Origin of the sequence: Ramlibacter sp. WS9 (assembly GCF_003797765.1) — a bacterium.
Lineage (GTDB): Bacteria > Pseudomonadota > Gammaproteobacteria > Burkholderiales > Burkholderiaceae_C > Ramlibacter.
Genome location: NZ_RKMB01000005.1, coordinates 49223 through 74668 on the forward strand (window position 1 = coordinate 49223; position 25446 = coordinate 74668).

Here is a 25446-nt window from a genome sequence, read left to right on the forward strand (position 1 = left end):
TCAATGACTACGAATGCAACGGGCGGCCGGGTCGCCATCGTCACTGGGGGTGGCACCGGGGTTGGCAAGGCGGCGGCACTGGCGCTGCTGGGTGATGGATGGCGAGTCGCCATCGCCGGGCGCCGCAAGGAGCCGCTGGACGAGGTGGTGGCGCAGGCGAATGCGGATGGCCGCGCGATGGCCGTTCCCACCGATGTGACGGATCCAGCGTCGGTCGAGGCGCTGTTTGCCACGACGGCGAAGTCCTGGGGCCGCGTCGACCTGCTGTTCAACAACGCCGGTGTCGGCGCCGCCGCAGGGCCGCTGGAAGACCTGCCGCTGGAGCAATGGAAACGCGTGGTCGACACCAACCTCAACGGCATGTTCTACGGCATCCAGCAGGCCTTCCGCCAGATGAAGGCGCAGACGCCGATGGGCGGGCGCATCATCAACAATGGGTCGATCTCGGCGCACGCGCCACGGCCCAGCTCGATCGCCTATACCGCCACCAAGCACGCGGTCACCGGCATGACCAAGACGGCGGCGCTTGACGGCCGCAAGTACGACATCGCCGTGGGCCAGATCGACATCGGCAACGCTGCTACGGAAATGGCGATGCGCATGGCCAAGGGCGTGCCCCAGGCCAATGGCGAGATCGCGATCGAACCGCTGATGGACGTGAACATCGTCGGCCAGTCGATCCTCTACATGGCGAACCTGCCGCTGGAGGCGAACGTCCTCTTTCACACGGTCATGGCCACAAAAATGCCGTTCGTGGGCCGAGGCTAGGCTGTCATTGCGGGCCGATCCCGGAGGGATCCTCCGGATCCGCCGCAATCCAGGCCGTTCTATCGGCGCGCCAATGCACTCGCGGTAAGAGGCTCGCCCGCCGGCCAGCGATCCGCCGCCAGCCCGTGCGCATAGACCGCGCCCGCCGCGGCATCCATCGCCGAGGCGCCTGCCGCCAGCCGCGCGGCAATCATTCCCGCCAGCACATCCCCGGTGCCCGCCGTGGCCAGGCGCGCGTTGCCGGTGGGGTTGATCAGCGGCGCCGACCCCGGCGCTGCGATCACCGTCCCCGATCCCTTGAGCACCACCACGCACGCGAAACGTTGTGCGAGGTCACGCGAGGCTCGGAGGCGGTCGCCCTGGACGTGAGTGGTATCGCAGCCGAGCAGGCGCGCCGCTTCCAGGGGGTGGGGTGTGAGCACCGTGGCCTTTTGCCGGCGCGCTCGCGCTTGCAACAGCGACTGCAGTTGCATGTCGGCTGCGATGGCGTTGAGTGCATCGGCGTCAAGCACCAGTGAGTCGGCCGATGAAAGAACTTTGGGCAGTACTGCCCGGATCGAGTCCCCGCCGCCGCAGCCGCAGGCGACAGCCATGTGCGCGAGGTCGAGCGAGTCCCAGGGGCGCAGCATCAGCTCCGGCTGCGGGGGGTCGATTGCAAGCCCCATGCCGTCGAGCAAAGAGACGAATACCCGTCCGGCACCGTCATGCAATGCCGCCGACGCGGCGAGCAGCGCGGCGCCCGTCATGCCGGGCCCGCCGCCGACGACGCCCACGTCGCCGTAGCTGCCCTTGTGCGATGCATGTGCCCGCACGGGCACCGCCGGGGGGCCAGCCAGCCACGCAGTCGGCGTTTGCTCGCCATGCCCGACGCCCAGATCGTCGAGCCAGACCTGGCCCGACGCATCGCGGCCCGCAGCGGTGAAGAGTCCCGGTTTCAACACCAGCAACGCCAGCGTATGCGTCGCTCTGACGGTGTGCCCTGCGCCCGTGTCGGCGCCAAGGCCGGAGGGCAGGTCGACTGCCAGCACGGGTGCCGGGGCCGCGCTCATGAGCGCGGCCCATTGCGCCATCGCGCCGTCCATGGCGCGGGCGCCGCCGAGGCCGAGCAGGGCGTCGATGGCCAGGTCCCAGTGCGCGGGGGGCTCGCTCGCAAACAGAACACCGGCGTCGCGGGCTCGCTTCAACGATGCCAGTGCATCGGCCGGCGCCTTCGCTTCGTCGCCCAGCCACGTCACCACGGCCTGTTTGCCCCAGCCCTGCAAGTGCATCGCGGCTTCGAAGCCGTCGCCGCCGTTGTTGCCGGGGCCGCATGCGATCCAGATGGTTTTCGCGTTCGGGGCCAGCGCCAGGGCCAGCCGGGCCACGGCCAGGCCGGCGCGCTGCATGAGGGTGTGAGGTGGCAGCGACGCGGCTGCCGCGGATTCGATCGCGCGGGTTGCCGCGACGTCGAAAAGCGGCCAGGGCTGATGGGTTGTGACGCGTTGCATGGATCGCGGATCAAGCGTCCGCAATGACAGTTTAATCACGCCTTTGCGTTCACGCGGCCAGCCGCTCCACGCCCAATCCCTCGATGTCGACCTCCGGTGCGCGGCCGTCCATCAGGTCGGCCACGACGCGGGCGCTGCCGCACGACAGTGCCCAACCACTGGAGCCGTGCCCCAGGTTGATCCATACGCCGGGGATGCCGGTGGCCCCGAGCAGCGGCGGCCCGTCGGGCAGCATCGGGCGTGCGCCTTTCCACTCCTGCACTGTCGCGCCGGTGCTGGCGATGCGCGCGGCGCCCGGAAACCAGTCGTGCAACACCTTGTACAGGGTCTGGATCGCGGCCGGGTTCTTCTTGTCCGGTGAACCGCCGATCTCCGCGCTGCCGGCCACGCGCACGCGGTTGCCCAGGCGCGAGATCGCGACCTTGTAGCGTTCGTCCATCAATGCGCTGCGCGGGGCGTTGAGCGGCTCCTGGATCGGCGCGCTGATCGAGTAGCCCCACACCGCGGCAAGCGGCACGTGCAGCCCCAAAGGACGCAGCAACTGCGCGGAGTCGACCCCACCGCAGACCACGACGGCGTGGAAGCGCCGCGGCACGGGCGCGGTGGCGTCCAGGCTCCACACCTGCAACGAGGTGGGATTGGCTTGGTCCAGCGGTCCGACGGCGCAGTTGAACTCGAACGTCACCCCGCGCGCCTGCGCCTCGTTCTTCAGCAGCATGGCGAACTGCCTGCAATTGCCGACGCCGTCCTGCGGCAGGTGGACGGCGCCCACGAAGTCGGTGTCGGGGCTCAGCGCAGGCTCGATCGCGCGCGCTTGTGCGGCGTCGATTTCCTTGAACACGACGCCGGCTTCGCGCAGGAAGTCGAGGCCGGGCTGCACGAGCTTGCGGTCTTTCTCGCCGCGCAGCAGGACCATGTAGCCGGTGCTGCGGTCGTACTCCAGCTGGAAGTGATCGGTGATGTCGTTCAGGCGGGTGCGGCTGTAGAACGCCAGGCGCTGCATGCGCGCGCGATTGGCCTGGTAGCTGGCGAGGTCGCAGGCGCGGTACCACTGCCTCATCCACGACAGCTCGTCGCGGGACAAAGGAAGGGACACGCGGACCGGGGCATGCTGGCTCAGCAGGAAGCGTGCGACCTTGCCCGGCATGCCCGGCGCCGCCCACGGCGTCACGTAGCCCGGGGCCACGACCCCTGCATTGGCGAAACTGGTTTCCTCCGCGACCGCGGCACGGCGCTCGTACACCGTGACGTCGTGCCCGTCGGCGGCTAGCTCGAAGGCCGTGGTGACGCCGACAATCCCGGCGCCGATGACGGCGATTTTCATGAATTCCCTGTTGTTGCTTTTGCGAGTATGGCCTCGGCCTGGAGCGCGACGTTCAAAACCGTGTCGTCACGCATTGCACTTTGCCAGATCATGAGCCCGCATGGGAGTTCGCCGGGCACATGGCAGGGAATCGAGATGGCGCATCCATCCAGCATGTTGACGACGCTCGGGTTGCGCAGCAGCAGGGCGTTGACGCGAAAGAACTCTTCGTCCCGCTCCGCACCGGGCGCGACTTGCGCGACAAGCGGCGCGGTGATGGGAACCGTGGGCGACAACACGGCATCGAAACCGCGCAGGGCCGACTCGACGCGAGCGATCCAGCCGGCGCGCGCCTGGACGAGCTCGAGATATTCGTAAGCCAGCATGCCGGTGCCGCGCAGGATTCGGACGCGCACGCGGGGGTCATAGCGCTCGCCCGCGCGATCGAACAGCGCGCGGTGCCACGCGTAGCTTTCCGGGGCCGTGAAGCCGCCGGTGGCCTGGAGCGCGCCCAGGTCGCGGATCTCGGCCAGGGGGATCTCCTGGATGCTCGCGCCCGCGTCGCGCAGGGCTTTAAGCGTGCGCTCGAAGGCGGTTGCGACCACCGGATCCAGCCCGTCCAGCATGGAAGTGCGTGCCACGGCCAGCCGGTAACCCGACAGCGGCATGTGCCTGCGGGTCACGAGCCGGTCGGCCAGGATTTCGTGAACGAGCATGGCGTCGCGCACGGAACGCGTCATCGCGCAGACGGTATCCAGCGTGGTCGACAGCGGGACGGCACCCTCGCGCGGGGTGAGGCGGGCCGTGTTCTTGAAGCCGACGATGCCGCACAGCGCGGCGGGGATGCGGATGGAGCCACCCGTGTCCGAGCCCAGGCCGACGAATGCGGCGCCGGTTGCAACGGACACCGCCGCGCCCGATGACGAACCGCCGGGGATGCGCTCGTCGACGGCGTCGGCAGGGTTGGCGGGTGTTCCGAAATGCGGATTGACGCCGACGCCCGAGAAGGCGAACTCCGTCATGTTGGTCCGCCCGATGATGGCGCCACCTGCCGCTTTGAGTCGGGCCACGGCCGGGCTGTCCCGCGTGGCAGGCGGCGCGTCGGCCAGGACCGTCGAGCCGGCGGCCGTGACATCGCCCGCGATGTCGAACAGGTCCTTGACCGAGACGGCCAGGCCCGCGAGCGGACGCTCCACGACCGATGGGGCAGCTGCGGCCGAGCGAGCCGTGTCGAAGTGAGTTTTGGTGAATGCCCTGGCGCACGCCGGCGACTGGGCCGCGGCGATTGACGCTGCCATTGAGTCGGATGCACGGCCCTGGCCGCTGCGAAGGTTTTCACGGGTGGCGAGGAGGTCGGGGCGCATGGGCTTCCAGGTGGGGCGTGCTACAATCTTTGGGTTTTGCCGGGTAGTGGGCGCAGGGTGCGTCCACAACGCTGTCGGCAAGACGAAACGCGAATCCAGGCCAACAAGGTGTCGATGCCCGTGCGCACATGCACATGGGTCAGCGATTTCGGGCTGGATTTTAGACCCAACCTTCAGGAAACAATATGTCCGTCACCATGCGTCAAATGCTGGAAGCCGGTGTCCATTTCGGCCACCAAACGCGCTTCTGGAACCCCAAGATGGCCCCGTACATCTTCGGCCATCGCAACAAGATCCACATCATCAACCTGGAAAAGTCGCTCCCGCTCTTCCAGGAAGCCACCAAGTTCGTCAAGCAGCTGTCCGCCAACCGCGGCACCATCCTCATGGTGGGCACGAAGCGCCAGGCGCGCGAGACCGTCGCCATGGAAGCCAAGCGCGCCGGCGTCCCGTACGTCGACCAGCGCTGGCTCGGCGGCATGCTGACCAACTTCAAGACCGTCAAGACGTCCATCAAGCGCCTGAAGGATATGAAGGCCCAGCAGGAAGCCGGCCTCGATTCCATGAGCAAGAAAGAACAGCTCATGTTCGCCCGCGAGATGGAAAAGCTCGAGAAGGACATCGGCGGCATCCAGGACATGAACAGCCTGCCGGACGCCATCTTCGTGATCGACGTGGGCTTCCACAAGATCGCCGTGTCCGAAGCCAAGAAGCTGGGCATCCCGCTGGTCGGCGTGGTTGACTCCAACCACTCGCCCGAAGGCATCGACTACGTGATCCCGGGTAACGACGACTCGTCCAAGGCCGTGACGCTGTATGCGCGCGGCATCGCCGACGCGATCCTCGAAGGCCGCTCCAACGCCGTGAACGACGTGGTCAAGGCCGTGTCCGAAGGCAGCGACGAATTCGTCGAAGTGGAAGAAGGCGCCGCCTCCTGATCCGCCTGCCGAGAGCTGAACAAGGGGGCTTTCGGGCCCCCTTTGCACAACTGAAACCGAACTGAACAGTACGAGGAAGAAAAAAATGGCTGCAATTACCGCAAGCATGGTCGCTGAACTGCGCGCCAAGACCGATGCCCCGATGATGGAGTGCAAGAAGGCCCTGACGGAGGCCGACGGCAATTTCGACAAGGCGGAAGAGCTGCTGCGCGTCAAGCTCGGCAACAAGGCCGGCAAGGCCGCGTCCCGCATCACCGCGGAAGGCGTCATTACGGCCTTCATCGACGGCACCACCGGCGCGATGCTCGAGACCAATTCCGAGACCGACTTCGTCACCAAGAATGACAGCTTCCTCGCGATGGCCCAGGCCGCCGCCGAGCTCGTCGCAAAGCACAACCCCGCCGATCTGGCGGCCCTGGGCGCCCTGCCTTACAGCCAGGACAGCTACGGCCCCACGCTGGAAGACGTTCGCAAGGGCCTGATCGGCAAGATCGGCGAGAACATGACCTTCCGCCGCTTCAAGCAATTCTCCGGCGGCAACAAGCTGGCGTCTTACCTGCACGGCACGCGCATCGGTGTTGTGGTCGAGTTCGATGGTGACGAGGCCGCAGCCAAAGACGTTGCCATGCACGTCGCCGCCATGAAGCCCGTCGCGCTGACCAGCGCCGACGTGCCGGCCGACCTGATCGCCAAGGAACGCGCCGTCGCCGCCGGCAAGGCCGAGGAAGACCGCAAGACGGCAGAAGCCGCCGGCAAGCCGGCCCAGCCGGCCGAGATCGTCGCCAAGCGCATCGAAGGTGGCGTGCAGAAGTTCCTCAAGGAGGTTTCTCTGTTCAACCAGTCGTTCGTCAAGAACGACAAGCAGACGGTCGAGCAGATGCTCAAAGAGCGCGCCACCAGCGTCAAGTCGTTCACGCTGTACGTGGTCGGCGAAGGCATCGAGAAGAAGGTCGACGACTTCGCCGCTGAAGTGGCTGCGCAAGTCGCTGCCGCCAAACAGGGCGCTTGATCCTTCCAGCCGGGCCCCGCGGCCCGGCCATTCGCCTGCGAAGGCCGCTAAACTCACCCCAATTCAAAAACAAGGAGTCCTTCATGCCCGATGCCCAGCCGGCCCACAAGCGAATCTTGTTGAAGCTGTCTGGCGAGGCGCTGATGGGCGACGACGCCTTCGGCATCAACCGCGCCACCATCGTGCGCATGGTTGAGGAGGTCGCCGAAGTCGTACACATGGGCGTGGAAGTGGCCATCGTCATCGGCGGCGGCAACATCTTCCGCGGTGTCGCTGGCGGCTCCGTCGGCATGGACCGCGCCACCGCCGACTACATGGGCATGCTCGCCACCGTGATGAACGCGCTGGCGCTGTCCGACGCGATGAACAAGCAGGGCCTCATCTCCCGCGTGATGTCCGCCATCGCCATCGAGCAGGTGGTCGAGCCCTACGTGCGGCCCAAAGCGCTCCAGTACCTGGAAGAGGGCAAGGTCGTCATCTTCGCGGCCGGCACCGGCAACCCGTTTTTCACCACCGACACCGCTGCGGCGCTGCGCGGCGCGGAGATCGGGGCCGAACTCGTGCTCAAGGCCACCAAGGTCGACGGCGTCTATTCCGCGGATCCCAAGAAGGACCCGTCCGCAACCCGTTACAACAAGCTCTCGTTCGACGAGGCCATGGCGCAAAATCTGGGCATCATGGACGCCACCGCTTTCGCGCTATGCCGCGACCAGAAGCTGCCGATCAAGGTCTTCTCCATCTTCAAGCACGGCGCGCTCAAGCGCGTGGTGATGGGCGAGGACGAAGGCACGCTCGTCTACGCTTGAAGAGGAGACCCCAAAAAATGAGCACGATCGCTGAAATCACCAAGACCATGCAGGGCAAGATGGACCAGTCCATCGCCGCGTTCAAGAACACCATGACCAAGATCCGCACCGGCCGGGCCAACCCGGCGCTGCTGGATACGGTGCATGTGGAGTATTACGGCTCGATGATGCCGCTCAGCCAGGTGGCCAACGTGTCGCTGCTGGACGCCCGCACGATCAGCGTACAGCCCTGGGAAAAGGGCATGGGCGCCAAGATCGAGAAGGCCATCCGCGAAAGCGACCTGGGCCTGAACCCGGCTTCGATGGGCGACCTGATCCGCGTGCCCATGCCGCCGATGAGCGAGGAGCGCCGCAAGGAAATGACCAAGCTGGTGCGTACCGAAGGCGAGAACGCCAAGATCGCCGTGCGCAACCTGCGCCGGGATGCCAACGACCATGTGAAGAAGCTCGTGAAGGACAAGCTGGCGTCGGAAGACGACCAGAAGCGCTCCGAAGCCGAGGTCCAGAAGATCACCGACAAGCACATTGCCGAGATCGACCAACTGGTCCATGGCAAGGAGCAGGAGATCATGGCGGTATGAAGGCCCCCGGCGGCGTTCAAGAGCCATGACCTCTGCAGCATGACCCAAGGCGCGATCCCGAACCACGTTGCCATCGTCATGGACGGCAACGGCCGCTGGGCGACACGGCGCTACATGCCGCGCGTGGCCGGCCACAAGAAGGGCATGGACGCGTTGCGGGCATGCCTGCGCCATTGCGGCGAGCGCGGCATCAAGGTGCTCACTGTCTTCGCCTTCTCCTCCGAAAACTGGAACCGCCCCGCCGAAGAGGTGTCGGGCCTGATGGAGCTGCTGGCGCTGGCGCTGGCGCGCGAAGTGCCGCAGTTGAAGACCGAGGGCGTGCGCGTGCATTTCGTCGGCGATCGCGATGCGCTCTCCGACAAGGTGCGCGCCGGCCTGGTGCAAGCCGAAGCCGACACGGCAGGCAACTCGCGGCTCGTGTTCAACGTGTGCTTCAACTACGGTGGGCGCTGGGACATCGCCCAGGCTGCGGCCCGCCTGGCGGCCAAGGGCGAAGCCATCACCGAGAGGAGCCTCGACGCGGCACTGGCGCTCGCCCACGTGGCGGCGCCTGACCTCATCATCCGCACCGGCGGCGAGCGTCGCCTCTCGAACTTCCTCTTGTGGCAGGCCGCCTATTCCGAGCTGTACTTCAGCGACAAGCTGTGGCCCGAGTTCGACGACGCCGCGCTGGACGAGGCGCTCGCGGACTACGCGGCGCGCGAGCGGCGCTTCGGCCTCACGTCCGAGCAGATTGCACCGGCCGCCGACCGCAAAGCGGCCTGAGCCGCAAAGGCATTCATGCTCAAGCAGCGCGTCATCACCGCCATCGTCATGCTGGCGATCCTCCTGCCTGCGCTGTTCTGGCCTTCCCCGGTCCCGTTCGTCGCCGTGAGCCTGTTGATGATCGCGGCGGCGGGCTGGGAGTGGGGCAAGCTCAACGGGCTCGGGCAGGGCGCCTCGCTCGCCCTCGGCGGCGTGTGCCTCGCGCTGTGTGGCGCGGCGTGGTACGCCGGGCTGCTGGCGCGGCCGCTGCCTTGGCTCTGGGCACTGGTGGGCGCACTCTGGGTTCTCGGCGGAGCTTGGCTGATTCGCGTCGGTGTGCCAGGCTGGCCGAAAGTCCCTAAGGGCGTCCGCCTTGCCGGCGGCGTCGTGATGCTTTGGGCCGCGTGGCTCGCCATGGCCCAAGCCCGGGTGATCGGCGTCAACTTCCTGCTGTCGGTGCTGGTGCTGGTCTGGGTCGCGGACATCTTCGCCTACTTCGCCGGCCGCACCTTTGGCCTCAAGTTCACCAAGCGCAAGCTTGCCCCGGCGATCAGCCCCGGCAAGAGCTGGGAAGGCGTGTGGGGCGGCATGGCCGGCGTACTCGCGCTGGCCGTGGCCTGGACGCTGGCCGACCATGCCTGGTTCGCGGCCGTGCCCAGCCTTTACTCGCGTCTGGCGGAGCGGGGTTGGTGGCTGCTGGTCATCGCCGCGCTGTTCATGGCGGCCATGAGCGTGGTGGGCGATCTCGTCGAATCGCTCATCAAGCGCAGCGCGGGCGCCAAGGATTCGAGCAATCTGCTGCCCGGTCACGGTGGCGTGCTGGACCGCGTCGATGCGCTGCTTCCCACGTTGCCCCTGGCCATGATGTTGGCCACCTTTGCAACCTAGTCTGATGAAACAGCGAATCGCGGTTCTCGGCTCCACCGGTTCGGTCGGGGCGAACACCTTGGACGTGATCGCCCGGCATCCGGAGCGCTTCGAGGTTTTTGCACTCAGTGCGGCCAGCCAGGTTGACCTGATGGTTCAGCAATGCGCGCAGTTCCGGCCGCGGATTGCCGTGATGGCCGGTGAAGAGGCCGGGCGTGAACTCGCACGCAGAATCGAGAGCAGCGGCCTGGACACTCACGTGTCGTGGGGCACGGACGCATTGGAAGAGATCGCTTCGCATGAGTCGGTCGATGCCGTGATGGCCGCGATCGTCGGCGCCGCGGGTCTCGCATCCTGCATGGCGGCGGCGCGCGCGGGCAAGCGCCTGTTGCTGGCCAACAAGGAAGCGCTGGTGGTCGGCGGCGACCTGTTCATGCAGGCCGTGAAGCAAGGCGGCGCCAAGCTGCTGCCGATCGACAGCGAGCACTCCGCCATCTTCCAGTCGCTGCCCGAAGACCCGGCCACCTGGGACGCGCGTGTCGAAAAAATCATCCTCACGGCGTCGGGCGGCCCGTTCCGTACGCGCGAGCCGGCGACGCTGCGCAGCGTCACGCCCGAACAAGCGTGCGCCCATCCCAATTGGGTGATGGGCCGCAAGATCTCGGTCGATTCCGCCACCATGATGAACAAGGCGCTCGAGGTCATCGAAGCGCGCTTCCTGTTCGGGCTGCCGCCCGAGCGTCTGGAGGTGGTGATCCATCCCCAGAGCGTGATCCACTCGATGGTGCAGTACCGCGACACGTCGGTCGTCGCGCAATTGGGCACGCCCGATATGCGTGTGCCGATCGCGTATGGCCTCGCCTGGCCCGATCGCGTTGCGTCTGGTGCACAGGCACTGGACTTTCACGCGCTGGCCGACATGAGCTTCGAGGCGATGGACAGCCGCGGGCATGCTGAGCGTTTCCCCGGGCTGGCCCTGGCGTGGGAGAGCCTGCGCGCGCCATCGGGTACCACGGCGGTGCTCAACGCGGCGAATGAAATGGCGGTGGCGGCTTTCCTCGAGCGCCGCATCCGCTTTGATCAGATCCACCAGGTAAATCTTGCAACTTTGGAGGCGGTCACCCCCTCCAAGCCCGGGTCGCTGGAAGACTTGCTGGGGCTCGACGCGCTTTCGCGCGACAGCGCCGGACAGACCATCGCCCGCCTGGGCAACTGACCTGGATTGACTCGATGTTGACACTTGTTTCGTTCATCGTCGGCCTGGGCCTCTTGATCACGGTCCACGAATACGGGCACTACCGCACGGCGGTGGCTTGCGGCGTGGCGGTGCAGCGCTTTGGCATCGCCACCTTTCCGGTGACCCCGCCCGAGCCGGGCAAATCGTCGGCGCTGCACCGCTTCTTCTACTTCATCACCAAGCCGGTGTGGGAATGGCAGCCGCGCCGCCAGCACAAAGGCCAGAACACCGTCTTCGCGGTGGGACTGTTCCCGCTCGCCGGTTATATCCAGATGCTGGGCCAGAACGGCGACAAGGACCCGCCCGCCGCCGGGGTGGCCAGCGACTTCCGCAACAAGCCGGTTCTCCAGCGCATGGCGATCGTCGCGGCCGGACCGCTGGCCAACCTGCTGCTGGCGGTGCTGCTGTACGCCGGCGTCAATTGGTATGGTGTCGAAGAGGCCCGCCCGGTGCTGGGGGCCACAGTCGCGGGCTCCTATGCGCACAAGGCCGGCCTGCTGGGTGGCGAGAAGGTGGAGAGCGGGGCCTTCGACGGCGAGGCGCTGGAGCCGATCCAGACCTTCGAGGAGGTTCGCTGGCTGCTGACGCGCGGCGCCCTGGACGGGCGCGACGTCCGCTTCGCCGTGGATCGCGACGGCAAGAAGACTGAAACCGTGCTGCGCCTTTCAACCCTGCGCGCCAGCAACGCCGATGAAAAACTGTTCCGTGAAGTGGGCATCATGGGCCCGCTGGCGCTTGCGGCCATCGGCGACGTGAAGGACGGCGGTGCCGCACAGCGCGCCGGCCTGAAAAAGGGTGACGTGGTGCTGTCGGTCGGGGGCGAAGAGGTCATCGATGGGCAGCGGCTTCGCGAATTGATCCGGTCCTCTGTAGCCGACGGCAAAGGCGTGGCCAAGCCCTGGCAGGTGCGCCGGGACGGCAAGGTGCTCACGCTGGAAGTCCAGCCCGCGCCCGCCGTCGACGCGGGCAAGACCATCGGCCGGATCGAGGCATTTGTCGGCGCGCCACCCGCCATGGTCACCGTGCGCCACGGCGTGCTGGAAGGTCTGTGGAAAGGTGTGGTGCGAACAGCGGAGATGTCGGCCTTCACGCTGCGCATGATGGGCAAGATGCTGACCGGCCAGCTTTCGCTGAAAAACCTGAGCGGCCCGATCACCATTGCGGAATACGCCGGGAAGTCGGCGGATGTGGGCCTGACTTATTACTTGTTGTATCTCGCCGTATTGAGCGTGAGCCTGGGCGTGCTGAACCTGCTCCCCGTGCCGGTGCTCGATGGCGGACACCTGATGTATTATCTTTGGGAAGGCTTGACGGGCAAGAGCGTCTCCGACGCCTGGATGGATTACCTGCAGCGCGGCGGCACCGTGGTGCTGCTGGCCATGATTTCGGTCGCGCTGTTCAACGATTTCGCTCGCCAGATTTCCCGCTTCTTTGGTTAACCTTTGTGGCTGCTTCCGCTGCGACGCCCGCCCCGGCGTCGCGGGACAACCTTGATTCATGAAAAAACAATACAAGCGCTTTCGCCTGCGTACCGTTTCGGCCATGGTGGCCATGGCGTTCGTCGCCAACGCATGGGCCGTGGACCCGTTCACCGTCCGCGACATTCGCGTCGAAGGCTTGCAGCGCGTCGAGCCCGGCACGATCTTCGCGTCGCTGCCTTTCCGCATTGGCGAGCAATACAACGATGAAAAGGGCTCGGCCGCCATCCGCGCGCTGTTCGGCCTGGGCCTGTTCAAGGACGTGCGCCTGGAGGTGAACGGCGACGTCCTGGTGGTGATCGTCGAGGAGCGGCCGACGGTGGCCGACGTCGAATTCGCCGGATCACGGGAATTCGACAAGGACGTGCTCAAGAAGGCGCTGCGGGAAATCGGCTTGACCGAAGGCCGCCCGTACGACCAGAGCCTGGCCGACCGCGCCGAGCAGGAGTTGAAGCGCCAGTACATCAACAAGAGCCTGTACGGCGCCGAAATCGTGACTACCGTTACGCCGATCGAGCGCAACCGCGTCAACCTCACGTTCACGGTGACCGAGGGCGAGCCCGCTCGCATCAAGGAAATCCGCGTCGTCGGCAACAAGGCCTTCAGCGAATCGACGCTGCGTGGCCTGTTCGACCTGGACACCGGCGGCATGTTGTCCTGGTACACCAAGTCCGACCGCTACTCGCGCGCCAAGCTCACGGCCGACATGGAAGCGCTGCGCTCCTACTACCTGAGCCGCGGCTACCTGGAATTCCGCATCGATTCGACGCAGGTCGCGATCTCGCCGAACAAGCAAGACATCACGATCACCGTCAATGTCACCGAGGGCGAGCGCTATGTCGTGTCTGCCGTGCGGCTTGACGGCAATTACCTCGGCAAGGAAGACGAGTTCAAGTCTCTCGTCACGATCAAGCCGGGCGAGGCCTACAACGCTGACAAGGTGGCGGAAACCACCAAGGCGTTCAATGACTATTTCGGAAACTTCGGCTACGCGTTCGCCAACGTGGAAGCGCGTCCCGAAATCGACCGCGCCAACAACCGCGTGGCCTTCGTGCTGGTGGCCGAGCCCTCGCGCCGCGCTTACGTGCGCCGGGTCAACATCGCCGGCAACAACCGCACCCGCGACGAAGTGATCCGCCGCGAATTCCGCCAGTTCGAAGCTTCCTGGTACGACGCCGACAAGATCAAGCGCTCCCGCGACCGCGTCGACCGCCTGGGCTACTTCAAGGAAGTGAACATCGAGACCAGCGACGTGCCCGGCGCGCCCGACCAGGTCGACCTCACCATCACCATCGTCGAGAAGCCCACGGGCAGCTTGCAGTTGGGCGCCGGTTTCTCCAGCGCGGAGAAATTGGCATTGTCGTTCTCCGTCAAGCAGGAGAACGCCTTCGGCACCGGCAATTACCTGGGCGTCGAGGTCAACACCAGCAAGTACAACCGCACCATCGCGTTCAGCTCGGTCAACCCGTATTTCACGCCGGACGGCGTTTCACGCGCGGTCGACGTCTACTACCGCACCTCGCGTCCTTACGAAGACCAGGGCGGCAACTACCAGATCGCCACGGCGGGCGCCGGCCTGCGCTTCGGCATCCCGTTCAGCGAGCTGGACACCGTGTTCTTCGGCGGCGCCCTCGAGCGCACCGAGATCAAGCCCGGCACCAATATCCCGGCCGCCTACCTCGCGTATGCCGAGCGCTTTGGCTACAAGAGCGTCTCGGTCCCCTTGTCCATCGGCTGGGGCCGCGACGACCGCGACAGCGCCATCGCACCGACGAGCGGCCGCTACCAGCGGGTGGCGGGCGAGGTCGGCGTGGCGGGCGATACCCGCTACGTGCGCAGCAATTACCAGTTGCAGCAATACATCCCGCTCAACAAGCAGTTCACCCTGGCGTTCAACGGGGAGCTCGGCTGGGGCAAGGGCCTCGGTGGCCAGGCGTTCCCGGTGTTCAAGCACTTCTATTCGGGCGGCCTGGGTTCGGTGCGCGGTTTCGACCAGGGCACGCTGGGCCCGAAGGACGTGACCGGCTCGACCATTGGCGGCCCCAAGAAGATCACGATGAATGCCGAAGTCATCACGCCGTTCCCCGGCGCGGGCAACGACCGCAGCCTGCGGATGTTCGGCTTCATCGATGCGGGTAACGTGTATGGCGAGAACGAAAAGTTCCGCCTGAGCGAACTGCGCGCCTCGGTCGGCGTGGGCCTGTCGTGGATCTCGCCGATCGGCCCGTTGCGCATCGCCGCAGCTCATCCAATCCGCAAGTTCCCTGGCGATAGAATCCAGAGAATGCAATTCCAGATCGGAACCTCTTTCTAATGAAGCATCTGTCCCGTCATTGCCTGGCCATCGTGTTCGGCGCGCTGGCCCTCTGCGCCCAGGCGCAAGCCCAGGAATTCCGGGTCGGCTTCGTGAACACCGACCGCATCTTCCGCGAAGCCAACACGGCCAAAGCCGCGCAGACCAAGCTGGAACAGGAATTCTCCAAACGCGAGAAGGAACTCAACGACCTCGGTACGTCGTTGAAGGGCCTGTCGGACAAGTTCGAGCGTGAGGCGCCGACGCTGTCGGAGAGCCAGCGAGCGCAGCGGCAAAAGCAGCTGCTGGACCAGGACCGCGACTTCCAGCGCAAGCGCCGCGAGTTCCAGGAAGACCTGAACGCGCGCAAAAACGAAGAGCTGCAGCAGGTGCTCGAGCGCGCCAACCGCGTCGTGAAGCAAGTGGCCGAGGCCGAGAAGTACGACGTGGTGCTACAGGAAGCCGTCTACATCAATCCCAAGCACGACATCACCGACAAGGTGATCAAGGCGTTGAACGCTGCTCGATGAAAGCACCGATGTGCTCCGCCTAGGCGCCATCGTTGAAGAACTGGGCGGCAAGCTTTGCGGTGATGCAGAGCGGACCATCGAAGGCCTCGCGCCGCTTGAATCTGCAACACAGGCGCAGCTGAGTTTTCTCAGCAATCCCAAATACACCCAGCAACTGGCTGCTTCGCGTGCCGGCTGCGTGATCGTGTCGCCCGCACAGCGTGACGCTGGCTTGGCGCGCGGGGACTGCATCGTCGCCGATCAGCCTTATCTTTACTACGCGCGAGTAACGCAGCTCTGGAAAAAGCAGCTGGGCGCGGCATTGGGCCCGGCGATTCATCCCAGCGCGGTGGTCGACGCGGACGCGGTCATCGACCCGACAGCCCGCATCGGTGCGCTGTGCGTGGTCGAGCGGGGTGCGCGCATCGGTGCGGGCACGACGCTCAAGCCGCGCGTGACGGTGGGCGAGGGCTGCGTGATCGGCGAGCGCTGCATCATCCATTCCGGCGCCGTGATCGGCGCCGACGGCTTTGGTTTCGCCCCGAACGGGGGCGCTTGGGAAAAGATCGAGCAGCTGGGCGCGGTGCGCATCGGCGACGACGTGGAGATCGGCGCCAACACCTGCATCGACCGTGGTGCATTGGGTGACACGGTCATCGAAGACGGCGTCAAGCTGGACAACCTGATCCAGATCGCGCACAACGTGCGCATCGGCAAGCACACGGCCATGGCCGGCTGCGTCGGCGTGGCGGGCAGCGCGACCATCGGCGCGCACTGCACGGTGGGCGGCAGCGCCGGCATCCTGGGGCATCTCACGCTTGCCGACAATGTGCACATCTCGTCGTTCACCCTGGTGACCCGTTCCATCCTCAAGCCCGGCCACTACAGCGGTATCTTTCCCATCGACGACAATGCGACCTGGGAAAAAAACGCGGCGACGCTCAAGCAGCTCCATAAGCTTCGCGACCGCGTCAAGGCGCTGGAGAAGGCGCCGGAGAACAAGACATGATGGACATCCACGAAATTCTGAAGAAACTGCCGCACCGCTACCCGTTCCTGCTGGTAGACCGGGTGCTCGAAGTCGAGCCCGGCAAGCGCATCAAGGCGCTGAAGAACGTCACGATCAACGAGCCCTTTTTCACCGGGCACTTTCCGCACCGCCCGGTGATGCCGGGCGTGCTCATGCTGGAGGCCATGGCCCAGTCGGCGGCTCTGCTGTCGTTTGCCGGTGAAGGCTCCGCGCCGGACGAAAAGTCCGTCATCTATTTCGTGGGCATCGACGGGGCGCGCTTCAAGCGGCCGGTGGAGCCCGGCGACCAACTGGTGATGGACGTGACCCTGGAGCGCGCGCGCGCCGGCATCTACAAGTTCAAGGGCGTAGGCCGTGTGGGCGCCGACGTGGCCTGCGAGGCCGAGCTCATGTGCACGATGCGTTCCATCGACTGACGCGACTTCCATGGGCCAGATTCATCCCACGGCCATCGTCGAGCCCGGCGCGCGGATCGACGGGAGCGTCATGATCGGGCCGTACGCTGTGGTGGGCCCGCACGTGACCATCGGCGCCGGCACCACCGTCGGCGCGCACTGCGTCATTGAAGGCCACACGACCATCGGGCGCGACAACCGGATCTTCCAGTTTGCGTCGCTCGGCGCCGTGCCCCAGGACAAGAAATACGCGGGTGAGCCTTGCGAGCTGGTGATCGGCGACCGCAACACCATCCGCGAGTTCGTCACTTTCAACATCGGCTCGCCCGGCGGCGGCGCGGTGACGCGCATCGGCGACGACTGCTGGATCATGGCCTATACGCACATCGCGCACGACTGCGTGGTGGGCAACCACGCCACGCTGGCCAACAACACCACGCTCGGGGGCCATGTGGAGCTCGGCGAATGGGTCACGGTCGGCGGGCTTACCGGCATCCACCAATTCGTGAAGGTGGGTGCCCACGTGATGATCGGCTTTGCCAGCGCGGTGTCGCAGGACGTGCCGCCCTTCATGCTCGTCGACGGCAATCCGCTGGCAGTACGCGGCATCAACGCCGTGGGCCTGCGCCGGCGCGATTTCGACAATGCGCGCATCGCGGCCGTGAAGCAGATGCACAAGCTGTTGTACCGCGAAGGCAAGACGCTGGAACAGGCGCGTGGCGCAATCGAGGCGCTAGCTGCCTCTACGCCCGAGGCGACCCAAGACGTGGTGTTGATGAGCGGCTTCCTCGCCGCCGCGACGCGCGGTATCGCACGCTAGCCGGCAATGAGCATGGACCCGCGTTTCGCGATGGTCGCGGGCGAGGCGTCCGGCGACCTGCTGGCCGGCCTGCTGCTGGACGGTTTGCGTACCCGCTGGCCCGAACTGCGCGCCGCGGGCATCGGTGGGCCGCAGATGGCGCGCCGCGGTTTCGAAGCGTGGTGGCCTCACGAGAAACTGGCCGTGAGCGGGTACGTCGAAGTGCTGCGCCACTACCGGGAGCTGGTCGGCATCCGCAACCAGCTGCGTGAGCGGCTGCTGCACGAAAAGCCGCAACTTTTTGTCGGCGTCGACGCGCCCGATTTCAACCTGGACCTCGAGGCCTCGCTCAAGGCGCAAGGCATCAAGACCGTGCACTTCGTTTGCCCGTCGATCTGGGCGTGGCGCGCCGAGCGCGCTGAAAAGATCCGGCGCAGTGTGGACCACGTGCTTTGCGTGTTTCCGTTCGAGCCCGAGTTGCTGAAGCAGCACGGGATCCCGGCGACGTACGTCGGCCATCCGTTGGCCAATGTCATCCCCATGGAGCCGGACAAGGCCGCGGCCAGGCGTGCCCTGGGTCTCGCGCCGGACGGCGAGCTGCTGGCCATTCTTCCGGGCAGCCGCGCTTCTGAAGTGGGCCGCCTCGCGCGGCGATTCTTCGACGCTGCAGCGTTGCTGCGGCGCGCACGTCCCGCCCTCGAGCTGGTGGTGCCGGCATTGCCGGCCCGCCGCGCGGCGATCGAAGCGGCGGCCCGCGCGGCGGGCATTACCCAAGGTTTGAAGATCGTCGACGGACAGTCGCACGCCGTGCTGGCGGCCTGCGACCTGGCGCTGGTGGCCAGCGGTACCGCGACGCTGGAGGCGGCGCTGTTCAAGCGGCCGATGGTGATCTCCTATGCCGTGAACTGGCTGACGTATCGCATCATGAAGCCCAAGCAGCTTCAGCCGTGGCTTGGGCTGCCGAACATCCTGTGCGGCGAATTCGCCGTACCTGAATTGATGCAACATGAGGCGAAACCCGAGGCGCTTGCTGCGGCGCTCTTGGAATGGCTAGCGGCTCCTGCCAGAATGGCGGCCGTGCAGGAGAAATTCAAAGCGTTGCATGCTGTCTTGCAACGCGACACGGCAACACTCGCCACCGATGCCATCGCAAAAGTCCTCGAAGCCTGAGCCCGGCGCGGTTCCCAAAGCCATCGTCACGCGGCCGAAGCGGCGCGCCGGCGCGCTTCAAGGCCAGTTGCCCTGGGACCCGGTCGGCCTGTGGGCCGGCGTGGACGAGGCGGGCCGCGGCCCTTTGGCCGGGCCGGTGGTCGCCGCCGCGGTGATCCTCGACGACACCAAGCGCATCCGCGGCCTGGCCGATTCCAAGGTGCTGACGCCGCTGCAACGGGACCGCCTGTACGACCAGATCCGCGAGAAGGCCCTGTGCTGTTCGGTGGCGCAGGCCAGTGTGGAGGAAATCGACAACCTCAACATCCTGTGGGCCACCATGCTGGCGATGAAGCGCGCAGTCGAGGGTCTGCGCCTCAAGCCGGTCAAGGTACTGGTCGACGGCAACCGCCTGCCGACCATCGACGTGCTCGCCGAGGCGGTGATCGGCGGCGACGCAACGGTCAAGTCGATCTCGGCGGCGTCCATCCTCGCCAAGGTCCATCGCGACCGGCTGTGCCGGGAACTGCACGAGGAGTTCCCGCAGTACGGCTTTGCCTCTCACAAGGGTTACGGCACGCGCGAGCACCTGGAGGCGCTGCGCGTGCATGGCGCCTGCCGGCATCACCGCAAGTTCTTCGGGCCGGTGGCTGCGACTTTCGAGAGCGAGGACGGCTACGCGGTGACCGTCACGGTCTCGTGACCACGACCGAACCGCAGTTCATCAGCTCGGCAGGCAACGCGCTGCTGAAAGACCTGAAGCGGCTGGCGCACGACCATGGCGCATATCGCAAGCAGGGCCGGGTGTGGCTGGAGGGCGACCATCTTTGCCGTGCCGCGGTGGCTCGCGGTGTCCAGCCCGAGCTGGCCGTGTTCGCCGAATCGTTCTGGCCTTTGGCCGCGACGGAGTGGTCACGCAGCGGCGGCAAGAACGTCGTTGTTGCCGACACGCTGTTTGCATCGCTGAGCGGCCTCGAATCGCCGGCGCGGATGGCGTTCGTCCTCACATTGCCGGCAGCACCGGAACTTGCGCCCGATGCCCCGGCCGTCGTCCTCGACCGCTTGCAGGACGCCGGCAATGTGGGCGCGATCTTGCGCTGCGCCGGGGCGTTCGGTTTCGGGCAGGTGCTGGCCATCAAGGGCACGGCCGGGCTGTGGAGTCCCAAGGTGCTGCGCGCCGGCATGGGGGCGCATTTCGGCTTGAGGCTGATCGAGGGGCTGGATGCCGTTGCGCTGGAGGCGCTTCGCGTGCCCGTCATCACGACGAGTTCGCACGGCGGCGAGTTCCTGCATCAGTGCAAATTGCCCTGGCCCTGCGCCTGGGCCTTCGGTCACGAAGGGCAGGGTGTGGGCGCCGAAGTCGCGGCCCGTTCGAAGCTGGCTGTGCGCATCATCCAGCCCGGCGGCGAGGAGTCGCTGAACGTCGCAACCGCGGCGGCGATTTGCCTCCATGCAAGCGCCGCGGCAGCCAGGAATTGAAGCCCTTCGGCTATAATCAAGGGCTTTCCCGCAAACCCCGTACGCCTAGCGCATTCAAGCCACTTCCCTGATGAAAGTAGCCGCATAAACGCGGCGGCTGCCTACCCGCACAAACGCGGCGGTCGCCGCGAGCGATCCGCGCACTTGATACCTGGGCGTACCCGTAACCATCCGGAGAACCCAGTGCTTTTGTCTCAACAGGGAGCCTTCCCGCCCGCCATCCTGGCGCTTGCAGACGGCACGGTCTTTATTGGCAATTCGATTGGAGTCACCGGCTCCACCACCGGCGAAGTCGTGTTCAACACGGCCATCACCGGTTACCAGGAAATCCTCACCGACCCGAGCTATTGCCAGCAGATCGTGACGCTCACGTATCCGCACATCGGCAACTACGGGGTCAACGAAGAAGACGTCGAAGCCAGCAAGGTCCATGCCGCCGGCCTCATCATCCGCGACCTGCCGCTGGTTGCATCCAACTTCCGCACCAGCCAGACGCTGTCGCAGTACCTGAACAGCCAGGGCACGGTCGCCATCGCCAACATCGACACGCGCAAGCTTACGCGCATGCTGCGCAGCAAGGGCGCGCAGAACGGCAGCATCGTCGGCCTGGCGAAGGGCGAAGAAGTGTCGCCCGCGCTCATCGAGAAGGCCATCGCCGCCGCCAAGGGCGCGCCGGCCATGAGCGGCCTGGACCTCGCCAAGGTCGTGTCCGTCGACAAGTCGTACGCCTGGACGCAGAGCGAATGGCAGCTGGGCTCGGGCTACGGCGAGCAAAGCGCGCCCAAGTACCACGTCGTCGCTTTCGACTACGGCGTCAAGAAGAACATCCTGCGCATGCTCGCCGAGCGCGGCTGCAAGGTCACGGTGGTTCCCGCCCAGACTTCGGCGGCCGACGTGAAGAAGCTGAACCCGGATGGCGTGTTCCTGTCCAACGGCCCCGGCGACCCGGAGCCTTGCGACTACGCCATCGAAGCCACGCGCGACCTGATCGAGGCGGGCTACCCCACCTTCGGCATCTGCCTGGGCCACCAGATCATGGCGCTGGCCTCCGGCGCCAAGACCTTCAAGATGAAGTTCGGCCACCACGGCGCGAATCATCCGGTGAAAGACCTGGACAACGGCCGCGTGAGCATCACGAGCCAGAACCACGGCTTCGCCGTGGACGAGAAGACGCTGCCCGCCAACCTGCGCCCCACGCATGTGAGCCTGTTCGACGGCACGCTGCAAGGCCTGGCGCGTACCGACAAGCCCGCCTTCTGCTTCCAGGGCCACCCCGAGGCGTCCCCCGGGCCGCACGACATCGGCTACCTGTTCGACCGGTTCACCGGTTTGATGGACCAGGCCGCGGAGAAGAAGTAAATGCCAAAAAGAACAGACATCAAGAGCATCCTCATCATCGGCGCCGGCCCGATCATCATCGGCCAGGCGTGCGAGTTCGACTACTCGGGTGTGCAGGCCTGCAAGGCGCTGCGCGAGGAGGGCTACAAGGTCATCCTGATCAACAGCAACCCCGCGACGATCATGACGGACCCGGCCACGGCCGACGTCACCTACATCGAGCCCATCACCTGGCAGACGGTCGAGAAAATCATCGCCAAGGAAAAGCCCGACGCGATCCTGCCGACCATGGGCGGCCAGACCGCGCTCAACTGCGCGCTGGACCTGTGGCGCCATGGCGTGCTGAACAAGTACAAGGTCGAGCTGATCGGCGCCACGCCGGAAGCGATCGACAAGGCGGAAGACCGCCTGAAGTTCAAGGATGCGATGACGCGCATCGGCCTGGGCTCGGCGCGTTCGGGCATCGCCCACACCATGGAAGAGGCCTGGGCCGTGCAGAAGTCGCTCGGCTTTCCCACAGTCATTCGCCCCAGCTTCACGCTGGGTGGCACCGGCGGCGGCATCGCCTACAACCCGGAAGAATTCGAGACCATCTGCAAGCGCGGCATTGAAGCGTCGCCTACCAGTGAGCTGCTGATCGAAGAGTCGCTCCTCGGTTGGAAAGAGTACGAGATGGAAGTGGTGCGCGACAAGGCGGACAACTGCATCATCATCTGCTCGATCGAGAACCTGGACCCGATGGGCGTGCACACCGGCGACTCGATCACCGTGGCGCCGGCGCAGACGCTGACCGACAAGGAATACCAGATCATGCGCAACGCGTCGCTCGCGGTGCTGCGCGAGATCGGCGTGGACACGGGCGGCTCCAACGTGCAGTTCTCGATCAACCCCAAGGACGGGCGGATGATCGTGATCGAGATGAACCCGCGCGTGTCGCGGTCCTCGGCGCTGGCTTCCAAGGCGACCGGCTTCCCAATCGCCAAGGTCGCGGCCAAACTGGCCGTCGGCTACACGCTGGACGAGCTGCGCAACGAGATCACCGGCGGCGCGACGCCTGCGAGCTTCGAGCCCAGCATCGACTACGTCGTCACCAAGATTCCGCGTTTCGCCTTCGAGAAATTCCCGACCGCCGATTCGCGCCTCACGACGCAGATGAAGTCGGTGGGCGAAGTGATGGCCATGGGCCGCACCTTCCAGGAGTCGTTCCAGAAGGCGCTGCGCGGCCTGGAAGTCGGCGTGGACGGCCTGAACGAGAAGACGCAGGACCGCGAAGTGCTCGAGAAGGAACTGGGCGCGCCCGGTCCCGAGCGCATCTGGTACGTGGGCGACGCGTTTGCGATGGGCCTGTCGGTCGACGAGGTGTATGACCTGACCAAGATCGACAAGTGGTTCCTGGCGCAGATCGAAGAGATCGTGAAGATCGAGCTCGAACTGGAGACCATGACGCTGGACAAGATCGACGGTCCCACGCTGCTCATGCTCAAGCAAAAGGGCTTTTCAGACCGGCGCCTGGCCAAACAGCTCAAGACCACCGACAAGGTGATCCGCGACAAGCGCCGCGCACTGGACATCCGGCCGGTCTACAAGCGCGTGGACACCTGCGCGGCCGAGTTCGCGACCGACACCGCGTACATGTATTCGACGTATGAGGCCGCGACTTATGGCGGCGTTCCTGAATGCGAGGCCGAGCCCACCAACAACAAGAAAATCATGGTGCTGGGCGGTGGGCCCAATCGCATCGGCCAGGGCATCGAATTCGACTATTGCTGCGTGCACGCGGCACTGGCGATGCGCGAAGACGGCTACGAGACGATCATGGTCAACTGCAATCCCGAGACGGTGTCCACCGACTACGACACGTCGGACCGCCTGTATTTCGAGCCGCTGACGCTGGAAGACGTGCTGGAGATCGTCGACAAGGAAAAGCCGGTCGGCGTGATCGTGCAGTACGGCGGCCAGACGCCGCTCAAGCTGGCGCTGGGCCTGGAGGCCGAGGGCGTGCCGATCATCGGCACCTCGCCCGACATGATCGACGCCGCCGAAGACCGTGAGCGCTTCCAGAAACTGTTGCACGAGCTGAAGCTGCTGCAGCCGCCGAATGCGACCGCGCGCACGGAGCCCGAAGCGCTGGAGAAGGCCGCCGCCCTGGGCTACCCGCTGGTGGTGCGCCCGAGTTACGTGCTGGGTGGCCGCGCGATGGAGATCGTGCACGAGCAGCGCGACCTGGAGCGCTACATGCGCGAAGCCGTGAAGGTGTCCAACGATTCGCCGGTGCTGCTGGACCGCTTCCTGAACGACGCGATCGAGTGCGATGTGGACTGCCTGCGCGACCCGACCGGCAAGACTTTCATCGGCGGCGTGATGGAGCACATCGAGCAGGCCGGCGTGCACTCGGGCGACTCCGCCTGTTCGCTGCCGCCGTATTCGCTTTCCAAGGAGACGGTGGACGAGATCAAGCGCCAGACCGCCGCCATGGCGCAGGCGCTGAACGTCGTCGGCCTGATGAACGTTCAGTTCGCCATCCAGAACAAGGACGGCAAGGACGTGATCTACGTGCTGGAAGTCAACCCGCGTGCTTCACGCACCGTGCCCTTCGTCAGCAAGGCCACCGGCATCCAGCTGGCCAAGGTGGCGGCGCGTTGCATGGTCGGGCAGTCGCTGGCGTCGCAGGGCATCGAGCATGAGGTGACGCCGCCGTACTTCAGCGTGAAGGAAGCCGTGTTCCCGTTCGTCAAGTTCCCGGGCGTGGACACCATCCTCGGGCCTGAGATGAAGTCCACCGGCGAAGTGATGGGCGTGGGCAAGACCTTCGGCGAAGCCTTCATCAAGAGCCAGCTCGGCGCGGGCACCAAGTTCCCGCGTGCTTCCGATGCGGTGCGCAAGGTGTTCCTCACCGTGAAGAACAGCGACAAGCCGCGCGCCGTCGCCGTGGCGCGGCAGCTGGCCGAGCAGGGCTTCGAGATCGTCGCCACCAAGGGCACGGCTGCGGCCATCGGTGAAGCGGGCATTGCCTGCGAAACCGTGAACAAGGTCACGGAAGGCCGCCCGCACGTTGTCGACATGATCAAGAACAATGAGATCGTGATGGTGATCAACACGGTGGAAGAGCGCCGCAATGCAATTGCCGACTCGCGCGCCATCCGCACCTCCGCGCTGCTGGCGCGGGTGACGACTTTCACGACCATTGCCGGGGCGGAAGCCGCCGTCGAAGGCATGAAGTACATCGACAACCTCGACGTTTACTCGCTCCAGGAGTTGCACGCCCAACTGGTGTAATACGCTCACCCCCGAAGCGCCTTTGGCGCCTCCCCCTCAAGGGGGCGCTACCAGCGGCCCGGCAAAGCCGGCTCCGCGGTAGCCCCCGCCTTGCATTCATCTAGAACATGGAGTTGTCAGTGGCCACCATCCCGATCACCAAGCGCGGCGCCGAGAAACTGAAAGCCGAGTTGCACCAGCTGAAGACCGTGCAGCGTCCCTGGGTCATCAATGCGATCGCCGAAGCGCGTGCGCAGGGTGACCTGTCCGAAAACGCCGAGTACGAAGCAGCCAAGGATCGGCAGGGCTTTATCGAAGGCCGCATCCAGGAAGTCGAAGGCAAGCTCTCGGCTGCGCAGATCATCGACCCGGCCGCGGTGGATGCCGGCGGCAAAGTCGTATTCGGCGCCACCGTGGAGCTGGAAGAAGAAGACTCCGGCGACAAGGTCCGCTACCAGATCGTTGGCGAGGACGAAGCCGACCTGAAGCAGGGCCTCATCAACATCTCCAGCCCGATCGCACGCGCGCTCATCGGAAAAGAAGAGGGCGATACCGCCGAGGTGCAGGCGCCCGGCGGCATCAAGCACTACGAGATCGTCAAGATCAGCTACCTTTGA

23 protein-coding genes are annotated in these 25446 nt (G+C 65.7%); 20 read left to right on the top strand and 3 right to left on the bottom strand.

Annotated elements, in window-relative coordinates; all coding sequences use genetic code 11:
* Window positions 1–3: 3 nt before the first annotated feature.
* Window positions 4–768 carry an SDR family oxidoreductase gene (locus EEB15_RS10210; protein ID WP_141509743.1) on the top strand — a complete coding sequence of 255 codons (765 nt, stop codon included), beginning with the start codon at window positions 4–6 and terminating at the stop codon, window positions 766–768.
* Window positions 769–827: 59 nt separating this feature from the next.
* On the opposite strand, the gene EEB15_RS10215 is transcribed toward EEB15_RS10210, so the two are convergent.
* Genes EEB15_RS10215 through EEB15_RS10225 form a run of 3 tightly spaced genes read right to left on the bottom strand, consistent with a single transcriptional unit; the run spans window position 828 to window position 4922 of the window.
* Window positions 828–2255: an NAD(P)H-hydrate dehydratase gene (locus EEB15_RS10215; RefSeq protein WP_141509744.1), complete on the bottom strand. Its 1428-nt coding sequence runs from the start codon at window positions 2253–2255 to the stop codon at window positions 828–830.
* A gap of 49 nt (window positions 2256–2304) precedes the next feature.
* Window positions 2305–3579 (bottom strand): D-amino acid dehydrogenase, encoded by a 1275-nt coding sequence (locus tag EEB15_RS10220; RefSeq protein ID WP_141509745.1) that lies wholly within the window; start codon window positions 3577–3579, stop codon window positions 2305–2307.
* Complete coding sequence (locus tag EEB15_RS10225) at window positions 3576–4922, bottom strand: amidase (RefSeq protein ID WP_141509746.1); 1347 nt, start codon at window positions 4920–4922, stop codon at window positions 3576–3578. The genes EEB15_RS10220 and EEB15_RS10225 overlap by 4 nt, the downstream gene beginning before the upstream one ends.
* Before the next feature lie 185 nt (window positions 4923–5107).
* On the opposite strand from EEB15_RS10225, the gene rpsB reads away from it, so the two are divergent.
* From rpsB to greA, 19 genes are all read left to right on the top strand, one after another.
* The gene (rpsB, locus tag EEB15_RS10230) at window positions 5108–5860 is read left to right on the top strand and encodes a 30S ribosomal protein S2 (RefSeq protein WP_141509747.1); all 753 of its coding nucleotides are present in this window, start codon (window positions 5108–5110) and stop codon (window positions 5858–5860) included.
* Window positions 5861–5945: 85 nt separating this feature from the next.
* Window positions 5946–6869, top strand: coding sequence for a translation elongation factor Ts (gene tsf / locus EEB15_RS10235; protein ID WP_141509748.1), 924 nt, complete (start codon window positions 5946–5948; stop codon window positions 6867–6869).
* Window positions 6870–6952: 83 nt separating this feature from the next.
* Entirely contained in the window at window positions 6953–7675 is a 723-nt protein-coding gene (pyrH, locus tag EEB15_RS10240; RefSeq protein ID WP_141509749.1) for a UMP kinase, read from the top strand.
* Between the two features lie 17 nt (window positions 7676–7692).
* Window positions 7693–8256 carry a ribosome recycling factor gene (gene frr / locus EEB15_RS10245; protein WP_141509750.1) on the top strand — a complete coding sequence of 188 codons (564 nt, stop codon included), beginning with the start codon at window positions 7693–7695 and terminating at the stop codon, window positions 8254–8256.
* 39 nt (window positions 8257–8295) lie between these two features.
* Window positions 8296–9021, top strand: coding sequence for a polyprenyl diphosphate synthase (uppS, locus tag EEB15_RS10250; RefSeq protein WP_141509751.1), 726 nt, complete (start codon window positions 8296–8298; stop codon window positions 9019–9021).
* Between the two features lie 15 nt (window positions 9022–9036).
* Window positions 9037–9888 (top strand): phosphatidate cytidylyltransferase, encoded by an 852-nt coding sequence (locus EEB15_RS10255; RefSeq protein ID WP_141509752.1) that lies wholly within the window; start codon window positions 9037–9039, stop codon window positions 9886–9888.
* A gap of 4 nt (window positions 9889–9892) precedes the next feature.
* On the top strand, window positions 9893–11083 hold the full coding sequence (gene ispC, locus EEB15_RS10260; RefSeq protein WP_141509753.1) for a 1-deoxy-D-xylulose-5-phosphate reductoisomerase: 1191 nt from the start codon (window positions 9893–9895) through the stop codon (window positions 11081–11083).
* Between the two features lie 14 nt (window positions 11084–11097).
* Window positions 11098–12543 carry an RIP metalloprotease RseP gene (rseP, locus tag EEB15_RS10265; RefSeq protein WP_141509754.1) on the top strand — a complete coding sequence of 482 codons (1446 nt, stop codon included), beginning with the start codon at window positions 11098–11100 and terminating at the stop codon, window positions 12541–12543.
* Between the two features lie 58 nt (window positions 12544–12601).
* Entirely contained in the window at window positions 12602–14896 is a 2295-nt protein-coding gene (bamA, locus tag EEB15_RS10270; RefSeq protein WP_141509755.1) for an outer membrane protein assembly factor BamA, read from the top strand.
* Window positions 14896–15405: an OmpH family outer membrane protein gene (locus tag EEB15_RS10275; RefSeq protein WP_141509756.1), complete on the top strand. Its 510-nt coding sequence runs from the start codon at window positions 14896–14898 to the stop codon at window positions 15403–15405. The genes bamA and EEB15_RS10275 overlap by 1 nt, the downstream gene beginning before the upstream one ends.
* Window positions 15406–15415: 10 nt before the next feature.
* The gene (gene lpxD / locus EEB15_RS10280) at window positions 15416–16393 is read left to right on the top strand and encodes a UDP-3-O-(3-hydroxymyristoyl)glucosamine N-acyltransferase (protein ID WP_141509757.1); all 978 of its coding nucleotides are present in this window, start codon (window positions 15416–15418) and stop codon (window positions 16391–16393) included.
* Window positions 16390–16830, top strand: a complete 441-nt coding sequence (gene fabZ / locus EEB15_RS10285) for a 3-hydroxyacyl-ACP dehydratase FabZ (RefSeq protein ID WP_141509758.1) — start codon at window positions 16390–16392, stop codon at window positions 16828–16830. The genes lpxD and fabZ overlap by 4 nt, the downstream gene beginning before the upstream one ends.
* A gap of 10 nt (window positions 16831–16840) precedes the next feature.
* On the top strand, window positions 16841–17629 hold the full coding sequence (gene lpxA / locus EEB15_RS10290; RefSeq protein WP_141509759.1) for an acyl-ACP--UDP-N-acetylglucosamine O-acyltransferase: 789 nt from the start codon (window positions 16841–16843) through the stop codon (window positions 17627–17629).
* 6 nt (window positions 17630–17635) lie between these two features.
* Entirely contained in the window at window positions 17636–18778 is a 1143-nt protein-coding gene (gene lpxB / locus EEB15_RS10295; RefSeq protein WP_233259446.1) for a lipid-A-disaccharide synthase, read from the top strand.
* Window positions 18750–19460 carry a ribonuclease HII gene (gene rnhB / locus EEB15_RS10300; RefSeq protein ID WP_141509760.1) on the top strand — a complete coding sequence of 237 codons (711 nt, stop codon included), beginning with the start codon at window positions 18750–18752 and terminating at the stop codon, window positions 19458–19460. Before lpxB ends, rnhB begins: the two co-directional genes overlap by 29 nt.
* Window positions 19457–20236: an RNA methyltransferase gene (locus EEB15_RS10305; RefSeq protein WP_141509761.1), complete on the top strand. Its 780-nt coding sequence runs from the start codon at window positions 19457–19459 to the stop codon at window positions 20234–20236. Before rnhB ends, EEB15_RS10305 begins: the two co-directional genes overlap by 4 nt.
* Before the next feature lie 183 nt (window positions 20237–20419).
* A complete protein-coding gene (gene carA, locus EEB15_RS10310) occupies window positions 20420–21595 on the top strand; it encodes a glutamine-hydrolyzing carbamoyl-phosphate synthase small subunit (RefSeq protein ID WP_141509762.1) in 1176 nt (391 codons plus the stop codon).
* Window positions 21596–24850, top strand: coding sequence for a carbamoyl-phosphate synthase large subunit (gene carB / locus EEB15_RS10315; protein WP_141509763.1), 3255 nt, complete (start codon window positions 21596–21598; stop codon window positions 24848–24850). It begins immediately after the preceding gene.
* Between the two features lie 119 nt (window positions 24851–24969).
* On the top strand, window positions 24970–25446 hold the full coding sequence (gene greA, locus EEB15_RS10320) for a transcription elongation factor GreA (RefSeq protein ID WP_141509764.1): 477 nt from the start codon (window positions 24970–24972) through the stop codon (window positions 25444–25446).

Coding starts and splice junctions, on each gene's coding strand:
- lpxB (WP_233259446.1), top strand. CDS start 17,636: ATGAGCATGGACCCGCGTTTCGCGATGGTCGCGGGCGAGGCGTCCGGC.
- uppS (WP_141509751.1), top strand. CDS start 8,296: ATGACCCAAGGCGCGATCCCGAACCACGTTGCCATCGTCATGGACGGC.
- lpxA (WP_141509759.1), top strand. CDS start 16,841: ATGGGCCAGATTCATCCCACGGCCATCGTCGAGCCCGGCGCGCGGATC.
- EEB15_RS10225 (WP_141509746.1), bottom strand. CDS start 4,922: ATGCGCCCCGACCTCCTCGCCACCCGTGAAAACCTTCGCAGCGGCCAG.
- frr (WP_141509750.1), top strand. CDS start 7,693: ATGAGCACGATCGCTGAAATCACCAAGACCATGCAGGGCAAGATGGAC.
- EEB15_RS10275 (WP_141509756.1), top strand. CDS start 14,896: ATGAAGCATCTGTCCCGTCATTGCCTGGCCATCGTGTTCGGCGCGCTG.
- tsf (WP_141509748.1), top strand. CDS start 5,946: ATGGCTGCAATTACCGCAAGCATGGTCGCTGAACTGCGCGCCAAGACC.
- ispC (WP_141509753.1), top strand. CDS start 9,893: ATGAAACAGCGAATCGCGGTTCTCGGCTCCACCGGTTCGGTCGGGGCG.
- pyrH (WP_141509749.1), top strand. CDS start 6,953: ATGCCCGATGCCCAGCCGGCCCACAAGCGAATCTTGTTGAAGCTGTCT.
- rnhB (WP_141509760.1), top strand. CDS start 18,750: ATGCCATCGCAAAAGTCCTCGAAGCCTGAGCCCGGCGCGGTTCCCAAA.
- bamA (WP_141509755.1), top strand. CDS start 12,602: ATGAAAAAACAATACAAGCGCTTTCGCCTGCGTACCGTTTCGGCCATG.
- EEB15_RS10215 (WP_141509744.1), bottom strand. CDS start 2,255: ATGCAACGCGTCACAACCCATCAGCCCTGGCCGCTTTTCGACGTCGCG.
- EEB15_RS10255 (WP_141509752.1), top strand. CDS start 9,037: ATGCTCAAGCAGCGCGTCATCACCGCCATCGTCATGCTGGCGATCCTC.
- fabZ (WP_141509758.1), top strand. CDS start 16,390: ATGATGGACATCCACGAAATTCTGAAGAAACTGCCGCACCGCTACCCG.
- EEB15_RS10220 (WP_141509745.1), bottom strand. CDS start 3,579: ATGAAAATCGCCGTCATCGGCGCCGGGATTGTCGGCGTCACCACGGCC.
- rpsB (WP_141509747.1), top strand. CDS start 5,108: ATGTCCGTCACCATGCGTCAAATGCTGGAAGCCGGTGTCCATTTCGGC.
- carB (WP_141509763.1), top strand. CDS start 21,596: ATGCCAAAAAGAACAGACATCAAGAGCATCCTCATCATCGGCGCCGGC.
- EEB15_RS10210 (WP_141509743.1), top strand. CDS start 4: ATGACTACGAATGCAACGGGCGGCCGGGTCGCCATCGTCACTGGGGGT.
- rseP (WP_141509754.1), top strand. CDS start 11,098: ATGTTGACACTTGTTTCGTTCATCGTCGGCCTGGGCCTCTTGATCACG.